Annotated in this window: 13 protein-coding genes; 12 read left to right on the top strand and 1 reads right to left on the bottom strand. The window is 47.9% G+C overall.

Going from position 1 to position 14,400, the window contains the following annotated elements; genetic code table 11:
• The first annotated feature begins 143 nt into the window (after window positions 1-143).
• The 6 genes from ispE to ACDJ59_RS25850 all read left to right on the top strand — a co-directional run bounded on the left by ispE (window position 144) and on the right by ACDJ59_RS25850 (window position 5,198).
• A complete protein-coding gene (ispE, locus tag ACDJ59_RS25875; protein WP_026081373.1) occupies window positions 144-998 on the top strand; it encodes a 4-(cytidine 5'-diphospho)-2-C-methyl-D-erythritol kinase in 855 nt (284 codons plus the stop codon).
• 97 nt (window positions 999-1,095) lie between these two features.
• Window positions 1,096-1,923 carry a pur operon repressor gene (purR, locus tag ACDJ59_RS25870; RefSeq protein WP_017691373.1) on the top strand — a complete coding sequence of 276 codons (828 nt, stop codon included), beginning with the start codon at window positions 1,096-1,098 and terminating at the stop codon, window positions 1,921-1,923.
• 188 nt (window positions 1,924-2,111) lie between these two features.
• Window positions 2,112-2,396 carry a septation regulator SpoVG gene (gene spoVG / locus ACDJ59_RS25865; protein ID WP_017691372.1) on the top strand — a complete coding sequence of 95 codons (285 nt, stop codon included), beginning with the start codon at window positions 2,112-2,114 and terminating at the stop codon, window positions 2,394-2,396.
• 83 nt (window positions 2,397-2,479) lie between these two features.
• Entirely contained in the window at window positions 2,480-2,674 is a 195-nt protein-coding gene (locus ACDJ59_RS25860; protein WP_413406653.1) for a hypothetical protein, read from the top strand.
• Window positions 2,675-2,751: 77 nt separating this feature from the next.
• Window positions 2,752-4,143, top strand: a complete 1,392-nt coding sequence (glmU, locus tag ACDJ59_RS25855; protein WP_260633062.1) for a bifunctional UDP-N-acetylglucosamine diphosphorylase/glucosamine-1-phosphate N-acetyltransferase GlmU — start codon at window positions 2,752-2,754, stop codon at window positions 4,141-4,143.
• A 101-nt stretch (window positions 4,144-4,244) separates the two neighbouring features.
• On the top strand, window positions 4,245-5,198 hold the full coding sequence (locus ACDJ59_RS25850) for a ribose-phosphate diphosphokinase (RefSeq protein WP_017691370.1): 954 nt from the start codon (window positions 4,245-4,247) through the stop codon (window positions 5,196-5,198).
• 105 nt (window positions 5,199-5,303) lie between these two features.
• Here the strand turns inward: ACDJ59_RS25850 and ACDJ59_RS25845 are convergent, their stop codons facing one another.
• Window positions 5,304-5,504 carry a hypothetical protein gene (locus tag ACDJ59_RS25845; protein ID WP_024633712.1) on the bottom strand — a complete coding sequence of 67 codons (201 nt, stop codon included), beginning with the start codon at window positions 5,502-5,504 and terminating at the stop codon, window positions 5,304-5,306.
• A 139-nt stretch (window positions 5,505-5,643) separates the two neighbouring features.
• Between ACDJ59_RS25845 and pth the strand changes: the two genes are divergently transcribed.
• The 6 genes from pth to ACDJ59_RS25815 all read left to right on the top strand — a co-directional run bounded on the left by pth (window position 5,644) and on the right by ACDJ59_RS25815 (window position 14,258).
• Window positions 5,644-6,204: an aminoacyl-tRNA hydrolase gene (gene pth, locus ACDJ59_RS25840; RefSeq protein ID WP_036606126.1), complete on the top strand. Its 561-nt coding sequence runs from the start codon at window positions 5,644-5,646 to the stop codon at window positions 6,202-6,204.
• A gap of 98 nt (window positions 6,205-6,302) precedes the next feature.
• A complete protein-coding gene (locus ACDJ59_RS25835) occupies window positions 6,303-6,533 on the top strand; it encodes an anti-sigma-F factor Fin family protein (RefSeq protein WP_017691368.1) in 231 nt (76 codons plus the stop codon).
• 272 nt (window positions 6,534-6,805) lie between these two features.
• Window positions 6,806-10,333 (top strand): transcription-repair coupling factor, encoded by a 3,528-nt coding sequence (gene mfd, locus ACDJ59_RS25830; protein ID WP_036606125.1) that lies wholly within the window; start codon window positions 6,806-6,808, stop codon window positions 10,331-10,333.
• Window positions 10,317-11,477 (top strand): peptidylprolyl isomerase, encoded by a 1,161-nt coding sequence (locus ACDJ59_RS25825; protein ID WP_413406652.1) that lies wholly within the window; start codon window positions 10,317-10,319, stop codon window positions 11,475-11,477. Before mfd ends, ACDJ59_RS25825 begins: the two co-directional genes overlap by 17 nt.
• A gap of 330 nt (window positions 11,478-11,807) precedes the next feature.
• Window positions 11,808-12,350 carry a stage V sporulation protein T gene (spoVT, locus tag ACDJ59_RS25820; RefSeq protein ID WP_413406651.1) on the top strand — a complete coding sequence of 181 codons (543 nt, stop codon included), beginning with the start codon at window positions 11,808-11,810 and terminating at the stop codon, window positions 12,348-12,350.
• A 168-nt stretch (window positions 12,351-12,518) separates the two neighbouring features.
• Entirely contained in the window at window positions 12,519-14,258 is a 1,740-nt protein-coding gene (locus ACDJ59_RS25815; RefSeq protein ID WP_413406650.1) for a putative polysaccharide biosynthesis protein, read from the top strand.
• Window positions 14,259-14,400 lie beyond the last annotated feature (142 nt).

Raw genomic sequence — 14,400 nt, 5'->3', positions numbered from 1 at the left:
TCAAGCAGACTGAAAAGCGGGGAAATCCGTCAGGAATAACCCCGCTTTTTCCCCTTAGATGCGGAATACAAATGACTTGACAGCCCCATTTTGATATAATATGTTAAGTTGTCTTAGGGAAAAGGTGAGGACGGGTGAACGCCTTGAAAATTTACGAAAAAGCGCCTGCTAAAATTAATTTGATGCTGGACGTTTTACATAAAAGAAGCGATGGATTCCATGAAGTTGAAATGATCATGACCATGGTCGATCTGGCTGATCGACTGGAAATGTCGGAGCTGCCGCGAGATACTATTTTCATCTCCAGTCAGGCGGGTTATATCCCGCTCGACGAGAAGAATCTGGCTTTCCAGGCAGCCAGACTCATTAAGGAACGCTATAACGTGCGTACGGGCGTCCATATTCATCTGGATAAAAAGATTCCAGTTGCAGCTGGACTTGCCGGGGGCAGTAGTGATGCAGCAGCAGCGCTGCGTGGATTGAACCGTCTGTGGCGGTTAAATATACCGGATCACGAACTGCAGGAGCTTGGAGCTGAACTCGGGTCGGATGTTCCATTCTGTATCACAGGAGGGACTGCACTCGCTACAGGCCGTGGTGAGAAGTTAACTCCCATTCCTAATCCGCCGCAATGCTGGGTAATTCTGGCCAAGCCTCCGATTAATGTGTCTACAGCCGATGTGTACGGAAGGTTCCGCAGTGACAAGATTGTTCGTCATCCGAGTGCAGCTAAAATGGAGCAGGCTATTCGCAATCAATCATTTACGGAAGTCTGTGACCAGATGGGAAATGTGCTTGAAGATGTAACGTTGAAGCTGTATCCGGAAGTTCAGCATCTGAAGGATGCCATGATTAGATTGGGTGCAGACGGCGTGTTAATGTCTGGTAGCGGTCCAACGGTATTTGGTCTGGTTTCCAAAGAATCCAAGGTTGCCCGGATATACAATGGTCTGCGTGGGTTCTGTAAAGAAGTGTACGCTGTGCGTATGTTGACGTAAAATTCGCTTTTATAATGTACAAACACGTATAAAGGTGTTATATTCTTAAATAATTATTCGGATTTGGATGTTTCCGTGATCGTGAGGATGGATCTCTGTGAAGAAGTTAAAACGAAGCGCAAGGCTGGTTGAAATGACGCAATACTTATTGTCCAGACCGCATACGGTTATTCCGTTGACCACATTTGCCGAACGTTATGGTGCCGCAAAGTCTTCAATTAGTGAAGATTTGGCGATTATCAAAGAAGTGTTCGAAGAAGGTGGGTCAGGAGAACTGCATACACTGGCTGGAGCAGCCGGGGGAGTAAGATGGATTCCGAAGGTATCCCGAGAACTGGCACTGGCATTTGCGGAGCGGCTCTCGACCCAGCTCGCGCAACCTGATCGGATCTTGCCTGGAGAATACCTGTACATGTCCGACTTGCTTGGTCAGCCCGCATTGATGAATGAAGCCGGCAAGATTTTTGCAACGGCCTTTGGCAATATGAATATTGATGTGGTTATGACGGTAGAAACCAAAGGAATTCCACTGGCTTATGCGACCGGAGCCCAGCTCAACCTGCCTGTCGTGCTCGTACGCAGGGACCATCAGGCTACAGAAGGATCGGCCGTAAGTATCAATTATGTATCCGGGTCCCACAAAAGTCTGCATACCATGTCCCTCTCTCGTAGGGCGATGCGTGAGCATTCCAGAGTACTTATTGTGGATGACTTCATGAAGGCCGGGGGTACGGTGCAAGGAATGATCGATCTTTTGGCCGAGTTTAATGCTACAGTTGCCGGGGTAGGGGTACTGGTGGAATCTGGTTCTGTAGATTCAGAAGAACGCCTGCTAACAGATTACGTATCTCTGGCGAAACTGACAGCGGTTGATGCCAAGAGCAGACAGATTTCCGTCAAGCCTGGCAACTATTTTGACCTGTAGAAAGATGACGAATGTTATGTCGTTAAAAGGTCTTTTCCATCGACCTGGCACTAACGTTGTCGAATTGTGTATTAAATAAAAAAATTCCTGAAATTAGGAAATTTTTGTGGTTATAAAAAGAAGGAGTTCGTATATGCTGTGTGGAATTATACACCAAGTTCTGATGGAAAAAGGTGGTGAACACACACATGCAAATTACGGATGTCAGACTCCGCCGTGTTAACTCGGAGGGGAGAATGAAGGCTATCGCATCCATTACCATCGATAACGAATTCGTCGTTCATGACATTCGTGTCATTGATGGTAACAACGGAATGTTTGTTGCTATGCCGAGCAAGCGTACTCCTGATGGAGAGTTCCGTGATATCGCCCACCCGATCTCTTCCGGTACGCGTGAGAAGATTCAGGCAGCAGTTTTGACTGAATACGATCGTGCGGCAACTGAGGAAGAAGTCATTGAAGAAGGTGCCTGAGAACATTATTGGGGTTCGAAGGAAAAGAGAGCCATGTCTTATGGCTCTCTTTTCTTTTTGACCGGAATAAGATATATTCAGTATTGAGTTTATTAGCAGAGAACAAAAAGCGCATCGTGCGCTTGGTGGCAGGGCGGCATCTTAGGAATCATTGGGATTCGGTTAAGCTCACAGGTACACGGCGTATACATATAGGTCACGATTCGTTGGTGTCCGCGTTGTTACGTGTGATTACAGAGACAGCAGGCGATGAACAGGACCGGCTTGAAGCCGGCTGAACGATACTCATTGGATATAGATCAGCAATGCATTTCAATGGGATTTTCAGAACAGGAGGTCGTTAATTTTGAAACGAATGGCAATTGTTCTTGCCGCAGGGCAAGGAAAACGAATGAAATCAAAATTGTACAAAGTACTGCATCCCGTATGCGGTAAACCTATGGTTGGACATGTGCTGGATGCAGCACTCAGCGCAGGCGTTGAACGCAGTGTAGTTGTAGTCGGTCATGGTGCCGAAGCGGTGCAGTCATTTTTGGGTTCCAGAGCAGAGTATGCACTCCAGGCAGAACAACTGGGTACAGGTCATGCAGTGAAGCAGGTTAAATCTTTGCTTGGCGGCGAGACAGGCTCTACAATTGTGGTCTGTGGAGATACACCGCTTGTGACCAGTGAGACGTTGGAAGGTCTGATGAAGCTCCATGAGAGTAGCGGAGCAGCAGCGACAGTTCTTACGGCTCAGTTGGACAATCCCAAAGGTTATGGCCGCGTTATTCGCGGAGAAGATGGGTCTGTACAACGGATTGTGGAACAAAAGGATTGCACGGAGCAGGAAGATGCTGTGAATGAGATTAACACGGGCACATACTGTTTCGATAATGCAAAATTGTTCGCTGCCCTGGAAAAAGTGACGAACCAGAACGCTCAGGGAGAGTATTATCTCACAGACGTGGTTGGCATTTTCCGCAATGATGGAGAAGTGGTTGAAGCTTACATGTCGGATGACATCGCAGAATCCATCGGGGTTAATGACCGACTTGCACTTTCGCAAGCCGAAGCCTTCATGCGTGAACGTCTTGCCGTACGCCATATGTTGAACGGTGTTACAATCATTGATCCGTCATCGACATATATCGGAGCGGATGTTACGATTGGATCAGATACAGTTTTGTATCCGGGGACAATCCTCAAAGGCACAACTTCCATTGGTGAAGCATGTCATATTGGTCCTCAGGCAGATGTGGAAGACAGCGTTATTCAGGACGGAGTTACGATTAAACATTCGGTAGTATCCAATGCCGAGGTTGGTTCTGATGCAACGGTAGGTCCATTTGCTAATTTGCGTCCAGGGACCAAACTGGGTCGCAACGTAAAAATTGGTGACTTTGTTGAAGTGAAAAATGCTACAATTGATGAAGGATCCAAAGTATCTCATCTCAGCTATATTGGAGATGCCAAAGTAGGGAAAAACGTAAATGTTGGATGCGGGGCAATAACTGTCAATTATGATGGTTATAATAAAGCTGTGACAACAATTGAAGATGATGCTTTTGTAGGCAGCAACGTCAATCTGATTGCACCGATTACGGTAGGAAAAGGCGCTTATGTGGTTGCTGGCTCCACCGTTACCCATTCCGTTCCCGAGAATGATCTGGCCATTGCTCGTCCACGTCAGGAGAATAAACCTGGTTATGCGGAGAAGATTCGCGGACGTGCCAAAGCCAAGAAACAAAATGCCAAACCCCAATAAGGGGTTTTGATAACAAGATTGCCTCCCGAAGATCGGGGAGGTGCCGACATGTCGCAGACGCTTATTGATTCCAATGAACCAGCACGGAGGGTTTTTATTTTATGACTTATTTTGATTCGAAATTAAAAATATTTACTTGCAATTCTAACCCCAAGCTTGCCCATCAAATTGCTGATTATATCGGGATCCCTATGGGTGAATCTCACACAACCAGCTTTAGTGATGGCGAGATTCAAGTGAAACTCTCCGAGAGTGTTCGGGGTTGTCACGTTTATATCGTGCAGTCCACTTGCTTGCCGGTTAATGATAACCTGATGGAAATGCTCGTTATGATTGATGCACTCAAACGGGCATCTGCCAAGACGATTAACGTCGTTATTCCTTACTATGGCTATGCAAGACAGGATCGCAAGGCACGTTCGCGTGACCCGATTACAGCGAAACTGGTTGCCAACCTGATTGAAAAAGCGGGTGCAACCCGTGTTATCGCGATGGACTTGCATGCAATGCAGATTCAGGGATTCTTCGACATTCCGGTTGACCATTTGCTTGGCGTGCCAATTCTGGCTCAATATTTCCGGTCGAAACAGATCGAAAATCCGGTTGTTGTGTCGCCTGACCACGGTGGCGTAGTGCGCGCACGTAAACTGGCTGATTTCCTGAATGCACCCCTGGCGATTATCGATAAACGCCGTCCTGAGCCAAATGTGAGCGAAGTGATGAACATTATCGGTAACATCGAGGGTAAAACAGCTATTCTGATCGATGACATTATTGACACGGCGGGAACGATTGTACTGGGAGCGAATGCTCTGATGGAAGGCGGCGTAAAAGAAGTATACGCGTGCTGTACTCACCCGGTATTGTCCGGACCTGCGATGGAACGTTTGGAGAATGCACCATTGAAGGAAGTCATCGTAACGGATACCATTCCAATTACGCATGCTAATCCGACAAGCAAACTCAAAGTGTTGTCTGTAGCGCCTTTGCTCGGAGAAGCGATTATCCGGGTTCATGAGGAATTGTCAATCAGCAAGCTGTTTGAAATTGAATAAGGATGTCTGCATAAAGTAGTAGAGGGGTTACGTTTTCCGGTTCAATGGAAAATGTAACCCCTGTCGGCGTGCCGTTTTATTAAAAGCGAAACAGACGCTGGTCAGCTAATACCCCGGGCGGGAGATAAATCGGAAACGACGCCGATGAAAAAGCGTGTCGGCAATTTCGACGAATTGATTATCGAAACGTGTGATTAGACCAATCTCAATATGGGTGTCGCGGTCGTATACCTGTACAGGTACGTGATATTCGAGATGATAGATAAAATCGCTATGTTGAGTCAGTTGTCCATTGTCTTCGCGCAAAACCCGCTCACCTTCCTGGGTCGATAAAATATTAACTGTGAACACTACAGTAAATCGATCTTTACTTTCTTGATATTATATGAAATATAAGATTCGAAGTCTATGCCTCACCTCAGGCTAATCCGAAGGAGGGAACAAGATGAAGTGGATTGTCGGACTTGGAAATCCAGGCTCGAACTATGCCAAAACCCGTCATAATATCGGTTTTATGGCACTGGATCGGTTGGCTGATCGTCATAATATCTCCATTACACAGAATAAATGTAAAGCGCTGATTGGAGAAGGTAATATTGGCGGTGTGAAAACCGTACTGATCAAACCAATGACCTATATGAACTTGTCTGGTGAATCGGTTCGAGCATATATGGATTTTTATAAAGTTAGTCTTGAAGATCTGATTGTTGTGTACGACGACATGGATACAGAGATTGGCAAAGTCAGATTGCGTTACCAAGGTAGTGCAGGCGGACATAATGGAATCAAGTCCATTATTCAGCATACCGGTACACAGCAGTTTAACCGGGTGCGCATGGGAATATCCCGGCCTGAACCAGGACATGCCATTGTTGATTATGTACTGTCGACATTTATGAAGAAAGAAAAAGAAGCCCTTGATCAGACCATTGAGCAAACGTGTGATGCCCTGGAGCATAGCTTGACTCATACGTTTGAACAAACAATGGCGAAGTTTAACGGTTAATTTTGTAAGGCATACTGGTAAAATGATCATACAAGACGGGTTCGATTCAGCCATACTGGACATACTGGATGTATAAACCATGTTCAGGAGGCATAAACATGTCAGTGAATTACGTATGTAGGCATTGCCGTACCTTTATTGGACGAATCGATTCTGCCCGGATAACGGAAGTAGAGCTCGGCTTTCATTTCTTGACCCCCGACGAGCGGAGGGATATAATAGCGTATAATTCCGGTGGTGACATTACCGTTCGGATTACATGTGATTACTGTAAGGAAGCCCTGGAGCACAATCCAGAGCTTAGCCTGCTCGCGAGTCCGCTTCAGTAGACATCGCCTGTACAGGATCGAATGACAGTTGAGGGTGGTTGCGTAATAACGCTCCACCTTTTATAGCCTTGGCAGCCTGCTGAGGCTTCTTTTCAGTTGGCATGAAAGCCATCGCTATCTCGAAATCAGGCTCAGCCGCATCAACAGATGTGGCAATGTTGCGAGTAATCCGATATGATGAAACAGGACAAAAAGGAATTTGTATCCATTTTAATAGTGATGCTACGCGTATGCGTGAGATAATCAAGTAAGTTATAAGAGAGGTGCCCCTTTTGTTACAAGCACTTATACAGGCTTTTTCCAAAGATCCGGACTTCGGGTCCATTACAGCCGGAATCAAGTCCGGCATGAAGGAACAATTGGTTTCGGGTTTATCCGGCTCGGCGCGTCAGATTATGCTGGCTGCTCTGCATCAGGAAATGAACCGACCATTGCTCGTAGTAACACATAATATGTTTTCAGCTCAAAAAATTGCAGAAGATTTACAGGAAGCGCTTTCACCTGATCAGGTGTTGATCTATCCTGCCAACGAACTTGTCGCTGCGGAAGCTGCTGTTTCCAGCCCGGAAACATTGGGTCAGCGTATTGATGTGTTGGTCCGCTGCGCCCAGGGATTCAGGGGCGTTGTTGTTATTCCTTTTTCCGGGGTAAGACGTTATGTTCCGCTTCCGGAAGTGATGGCCAATGCTCGAATTTTGATTAAACAGGGCAACACACTTCAACTGGACTCCTTCCTGCTGGAGATGGTAAAGCTCGGATATGAGCGTGTGGAACGCGTGGAATCTCGTGGTGAGATGAGTGTGCGCGGAGGTATCATCGACTTCTATCCGGTTACTTCATCGATCGCATATCGGGTGGAGTTATTTGATGATGAGATCGACTCCATTCGGACATTTGATCCAGCGGATCAGCGTTCGATTGAACGGATTGAAGAAATTACGGTTCTGCCATGCAAGGAGTTAATTGCAGATCGTGAACGTATGGAAAAGGCTGCCGATGCGGCTGCTCTTTTGCTGGAGCAACAGCTGGAGAAAATGACGGACCGGCAGGCGAAGCTGCGTCTTCGTGAAGAAATTCACCGGGAGATCGAGCTTTTGAGAGAGCACGTGTATTTCTCCGAAATGTATAAATATATTTCTCCGCTCTATCCGGAGAACAAAACGATCTACGACTATATGCCGGAAGATACCCTGCTGGTTCTTGATGAGCCTGCCAGACTATCGGAGACATCAAAACAGCTGGACCGTGATGAATCAGAGTGGAACCTGCATTTGATGCAAAACGGAAAAACACTTCCGGATCTTCCATTATCCGCAGACGGTGATGAACTCTTGTATGAGCGTCCATTCCAGACGCTGTTTATGTCGATCTTTTTGCGTCAAGTTCCACACACTCAACCACAAAACATTCTGAACTTCATCAGTCGTGGCATGCAGGATTTCCATGGACAGATGAACGTACTGAAGGCAGAGATGGAGCGTTGGCAGAAGGCCGGAGTCAAAGTGCTCATGCTGGCGAACGGTGAGGAGCGACTCGAGCGGATGCGCCGGGTACTGATGGACTATGATATTCCAGAGCCAGAGATGATGATCGGTAATTTGCAAACGGGATTTGAAATGCCGTCCATCCATTTGGCTGTTGTGACCGAGGGCGAGATGTTCTCGCAAAAACAGCGTAAAGTACGCAAACCGATTCGGAATGTAGATAATGCTGAACGGATCAAATCCTATAGCGAGCTAAAAGTGGGCGATTATGTCGTTCACCAGAACCACGGGATTGGTAAGTACCTGGGGATCGGCACCCTCGAGGTTGGCGGTATTCATAAGGACTACATGCATATTCTCTATGCGGGTGGAGACAAACTGTCTGTACCTATTGAGCAGATCGATCTGATTCAAAAATATGTTGGTTCCGAAGAGAAAGAACCGAAAATATACAAGCTGGGCGGCAATGAGTGGACACGGGTTAAAAATAAAGTCCGCACATCTGTACAGGATATTGCTGATGATCTAATTAAGCTGTATGCAGAGCGTCAGACCTCCAAAGGGTTTGGATTCGACAAGGATTCTGCGGAGCAGCAGGAGTTTGAGGACATGTTCCCTTACGATGAGACACGTGATCAGGTGCGTGCGATTGAAGAAATCAAAAAGGACATGGAACAAAACCGTCCAATGGATCGTTTATTGTGTGGGGATGTTGGTTACGGCAAAACCGAGGTGGCTATTCGGGCTGCATTTAAAGCAGCTATTGAAGGCAAACAGGTGGCTGTCCTCGTGCCAACAACCATTTTGGCACAGCAGCATTTTGAGACGTTCCGTGAGCGCTTCTCCGGTTATCCGTTCAACATTCATGTGCTTAGCCGGTTCCGCTCCCGTAAAGAGCAGAATGAAACAGCCAAAGGCATCAAGGCAGGCACAGTGGATATTGTCATCGGGACGCATCGATTGCTGTCGCAGGATCTGGTGTTCAAGGACCTGGGACTGCTCATTGTTGATGAAGAACAGCGCTTCGGTGTAACCCATAAGGAAAAACTGAAGAAGCTGAAAACCAATGTGGACGTGCTGACACTGACGGCAACGCCGATTCCGCGTACGCTTCATATGTCCATGCTGGGCGTGCGTGATCTGTCCGTTATCGAGACTCCACCAGAGAATCGTTTCCCGGTGCAGACCTATGTGGTTGAACACAGCCAGGCGCTTGTACGTGAAGCCATTGAGCGTGAGCTTGCCCGTGGTGGGCAAGTGTATTACCTCTACAACCGTGTTCAGGGAATTCAGGAGATGGCTGCCGAAATTTCTGAACTTGTGCCTGAAGCCAAAGTTGGTGTGGGACATGGTCAGATGTCGGAAACAGAGCTGGAGAAAACGATTCTGGACTTCCTGGATGGTGAATATGACGTGCTTGTGAGCACAAGTATCATCGAGACCGGGGTAGATATTCCGAACGTAAATACACTGATCGTACATGATGCGGATAAAATGGGACTCTCCCAGCTGTATCAGCTGCGCGGACGTGTGGGTCGTTCCAACCGTATTGCGTATGCCTATTTTACGTACCAACGGGATAAAGTCCTTACTGAAGTTGCTGAGAAACGTCTGCAATCAATCAAAGAATTCACCGAACTGGGTTCAGGATTCAAAATCGCCATGCGTGACTTGTCAATTCGTGGTGCGGGAAATCTGCTAGGAGCGGAGCAGCATGGTTTCATCGCTTCCGTCGGGTTTGATCTGTATTCCCAGATGCTTGCGGAGGAGATCAACAAACGCAAAGTTACGATGCTTGGCGAGGAGCCGGTACCTTCCGACCAGTGGAACACAACGCTGGATCTCAGTATCGATGCCTACTTGCCATCCGATTATATCTATGACAGTATTCAAAAGATTGAGATCTACAAAAAAGTGGCGGTCATTGCATCCTTCGACGATGCGATGGAGTTGGAAGACGAATTGGTTGACCGATTCGGTGATCTTCCGGAAGCCGTCATTAACTTGCTGGCTGTTGCGCGGATGAAAGTATACGGCAAAATCTACGGTATTGAGTCCATTTCCCAACGTGGTGAGGACATTACCGTGAAGTTCTATGAAGGGCGTGAACATGCCTTTGAACTCTCAAAAATCGCGCACATTGGAAATCAGTTCGAAAGACGTGTACAATTTGAACAAGGACCCCATATGCTGATTCACGCTAAAGGCAAGGGGCTTGGGGATAAGCAACTGATGGAGCTGGTAGAGAAAATTCTGGAGTCCATGAAAACTGCTTTTAAATCAAAGGGGGAACTAAAGGATGTTACCAAAGTATAAAAAAGTAGGAAAAGTACTGTCTGTGAGCATGGTCGCAGTACTATCCTTATCACTGCTTGCTGCATGTGGCAAGAAGGAAGAAGCAAAAACACCTGAATCGACGGATACAAGTGCTGTAGTCGCTACGTATGATGGTGGTACTATTACAGCCAATGAATTCGACATGGAGCAACGTGTCATGAAATTCCTCTATCCGGAGTATGCACAAATGATGGATATGGACGATTTCAAGGAGTATTTGGTGAAACAGGAAGTTGCCTATGAATATCTGAGTGGCAAAGCAACTGAAGATGCTAAAACAGCCGGTACAAAAGCGGCAACTGAGCAATTCGATAAAATGAAAGCTTCTGTTCAGGCAGATCAATGGACAGAAATGCTCAAAGCTCAGAACCTGACTGACGACAACATTAAAGACTACATGACTCGGATCATGACAGTAATCAAAGATAAAGAAACAGGCGTTACGGACGATGCAATTAAGGCTGAGTTTGAGAAAAACAAAGATCAGTTCACAACGGCTTCCGTTCGTCACGTGCTGATTAACTTCACAGATCCAAAAACGCAAAAAGAGCGTAAAAAAGAAGATGCACTTAAAATTGCAAAAGAAGTAAAAACCAAGTTGGATGGCGGAGCTGATTTTGCTGAAATTGCAAAAAAATATTCCGAAGATCCAGGTTCTGCTGAAAAGGGTGGACTGTATGAAAATACACCTGTAGGTAGCTGGGTAGAAGCATTTAAGGAAGCTGCAAAAACGTTGCCACTGAACAAAATCAGTGATCCAGTAGAGACAGAGTACGGTTACCACGTCATGAAAGTGGAAGCTCGTACAGAAGCTGACTTTGCCAAATTGACGGCTGAACAAAAAGAAAGTCTGAAGAGCCAATTGGCTGCAGCTGAAATCGATACGTTCATGCAAAATGAATTGGACAAAATCGTAAAAGAAGTTAAACTGCCAAAAACAGAAAAAGCTGAAGAAGGTACGACTGAAGGCACAACTGAAGGTACTACGGGTACAGGAACTGAAGGAGAGAAAACAACCGAACCAAAAACGGATGACTCCACCGGTACGGATACCAAGAATGACCAAGGTACGACTGGAACAGACAAAGATGCAACTACAGATGAAGGTACAAGCAGCAAGTAAGCTGGTAAAATTGCTGTGTTAGCATACGTTCACGGTTAAACTCGCCCGAATGAATGCCTTGTACTACGTAAATATGGACAACCATACAGAGAAGCAAGGGGAGGACTTAGGACCTCCTTCTTGCTTCTTCTTGTATCTATTCAAGCCGTATGGGTACATGGTCGCCTTCTTCGAAAGTTACACAACTATATTCTCCGAAGAATGTATAAGGAAATGGGAACAGATGAATACTATGGTCAAGATATCACACTAAACGTTCTGGGACTTTCCTCTACCCATTAAGGAACAGTAGTTGAAAAATCTTCTCGAGAAAGTGGGGCAACATGTGAAATGAAAGCTACTGGTATTGTCCGCCGTATAGATGACCTTGGTCGTGTGGTCATTCCAAAAGAAATCCGCCGTACGTTACGTATTCGTGAAGGTGATCCACTGGAAATTTTCGTGGACCGTGATGGAGAAGTTATCCTTAAAAAATATTCGCCAATTAGCGAACTTGGTGATTTTGCCAAAGAATATGCAGAATCCCTGTATGAGAGTACAGGACATGTAACGATGATTTCTGACCGGGATACCATTATCACGGTGGCAGGCGGCTCCAAGAAAGAATATTTGGACAAGCAGGTAGGTCAACTGTTAGAGGGATGTATGGAAAACAGAAAGACCATTCTGGAAACAAACAATGGTTCTTATGAACTTAGCAAAGATCATGACGAGACGTTATCCTCTTTTGTTATTGCGCCGATTATTTCAGGTGGTGACCCCATCGGAACGGTTATCCTGTTCAATAAGGATGAATCGGTGAAGATGTCTCAGATGGAAGTGAAGATGTCCGAGACAGCTGCTGGTTTCCTTGGCAAGCAAATGGAACAATAGACAGCAAATCGACTCCTGGTGCCCTGATTTGGGCATACGGGAGTTTTTGCATTTTAAAGGGACAAAGAGAAGTAGATCCGGATAATTGTGCTGGGGAGGGTTAGTCTGCGTGCCTTCAGGCAGTTATAATAGCAAGGTATGCTTAAAAGGATTACGCAGGAGGGAATTATGAAACAGCCGTCTACAGGCTCAAGGCTGCTACAGGGTGCATTTATACTTGGGCTTGCTGCCATTATCTCTAAAATCATTGGTGCTTTTCAGAAGATTCCGCTGCAGAATCTGGGGGGAGACGGTGTATTTGGCATCTACAATACGGTGTATCCGTTATATATGCTCATTATCACGCTTGCTGCTGCAGGACTGCCGCTGGCTGTATCCAAATTCGTAGCAGAACAGAACGCACTCGGAAGACCAGACGAGAGCAGAAGAATTATTCGACTATCTTCCCTACTGCTCGGGGGAATTGGAATTATAATGGCGCTCTTGATGTATGCAGGTGCGCCGCTGATCGCTGACATGATTGGCAACCGCCATGTGGTTCCATCGATTCGTGCAGCTTCATGGGCGTTGTTGTTCGTACCGGTGATGACAGGGCTGCGTGGATATTTTCAGGGATTACAACAGATGGTTCCAACAGCGGTATCACAAGTGGTGGAGCAGACGATACGTGTCACCGTCATGATTGTTCTGCTTCTGTGGTTGATGAGACGGGACGCTTCGCTTGAGACTATTGCTGCTGGTGCCATGATGGGCTCCGTTGCTGGTGGAATGGTTGGGCTGTTAACCATGTTAGGGTACATGGTCCATCATCGGCGGAAAGGCAGGGAAGCAGTCACCGAACAATTGGATTCGGAATGGAGCAGTAACGGGGGAGAGGTTGGAGCAGACAGGCATGAGCATAGCCCAGTTACGTCGCATAAGAAAACGGTGAGTGCTATTAATCCCGCTCTGGGAGAACGGTCACGATCCAACGGGGAATGGATCAGGACGCTGCTCATGTATGCCATCCCGGTCTGTCTCGGGTCGCTGGCTGTGCCACTGATGAATCTGGTCGATACCTTCACCGTGCCCCGATTGCTGCGGGGAGAAGGGCTGGATGAGCTCCAGACGATGGTTTCCTTCGGCATCTACAACCGTGGATTGCCGCTGGTTCAACTGGTGACGATGCTTGCCACGTCACTATCTGTGCTGTTTATTCCGGCGATGGCGGAAGCCCGGTTAAAGGGCGGGCCAGAAGCCGTCCGGCAGCAAGCAGGCCTCGCGCTGCGCTGGTTCTGGTTGATCGGCCTGGCGGCATCCGCGGGTCTCGCGGTGCTGGCGGAGCCGATTAACCGCATGCTGTACGGAGATGCCGCAGGCACCGAAGCACTGCGGTACATGGCGCTGACGGCTGCGGGCAGCACCGTCAGCATTATTGCGGCGGCGCTGCTGCAAGGCCTCGGCGCCGTGCGCGCACCCGCGTTCAGCATGCTGGCCGCCGCAGGCGTCAAGGCGCTGCTGAACGTCATGCTTGTGCCGGCGCTGGGCATCAGCGGCGCGGCCCTGGCAGGCGCAGTCGCCTACATGCTGGCGGCTGGCCTGAATGTGGCGCTGCTGGCGCGACTTGTCGCCCTGCGCCCTGCCCCTGGCGCCGTCCTGGCGAAGCCGGCGCTGGTGATCGCCGCCATGAGTCTGGCGGCGGTAGGCACGGCCTGGGCCGCCGAAGCCGTGCTCGGCGGCATGGGTGTCGCGGCCGACCGCAGGCTTGCCGCGATGGGCGTGAGCCTGCTGGGCATTGCCGCAGGCTCGGCCGTGTTCTTGCTGGCGGCGGCCCGGACAGGGCTACTGACCGCCGCGGAGCTGGCGGCTGTGCCCAAGTTGGGGCCTCGCCTTGCCAAGCTGCTGCGCAGACTGCGTGTGCTGCGCTAGCTCCATGCTCACGGTGCTTCCACACCCGGCACAGCTAATATGCAATTATAGGATATCGAATGATTCTGGTATAATACGTGTAATTAGTCCTCTTCAGGCATGATGAATCAGTGAGCCTGGACAGGATAGTCCGGATGGAGGT

Origin of the sequence: Paenibacillus amylolyticus, assembly GCF_047302515.1 — a bacterium.
Taxonomy (GTDB): domain Bacteria; phylum Bacillota; class Bacilli; order Paenibacillales; family Paenibacillaceae; genus Paenibacillus; species Paenibacillus amylolyticus_G.
The sequence above is the reverse complement of the archived record's forward strand: the minus strand, read 5'-3'. Positions and strand labels throughout refer to the sequence as shown.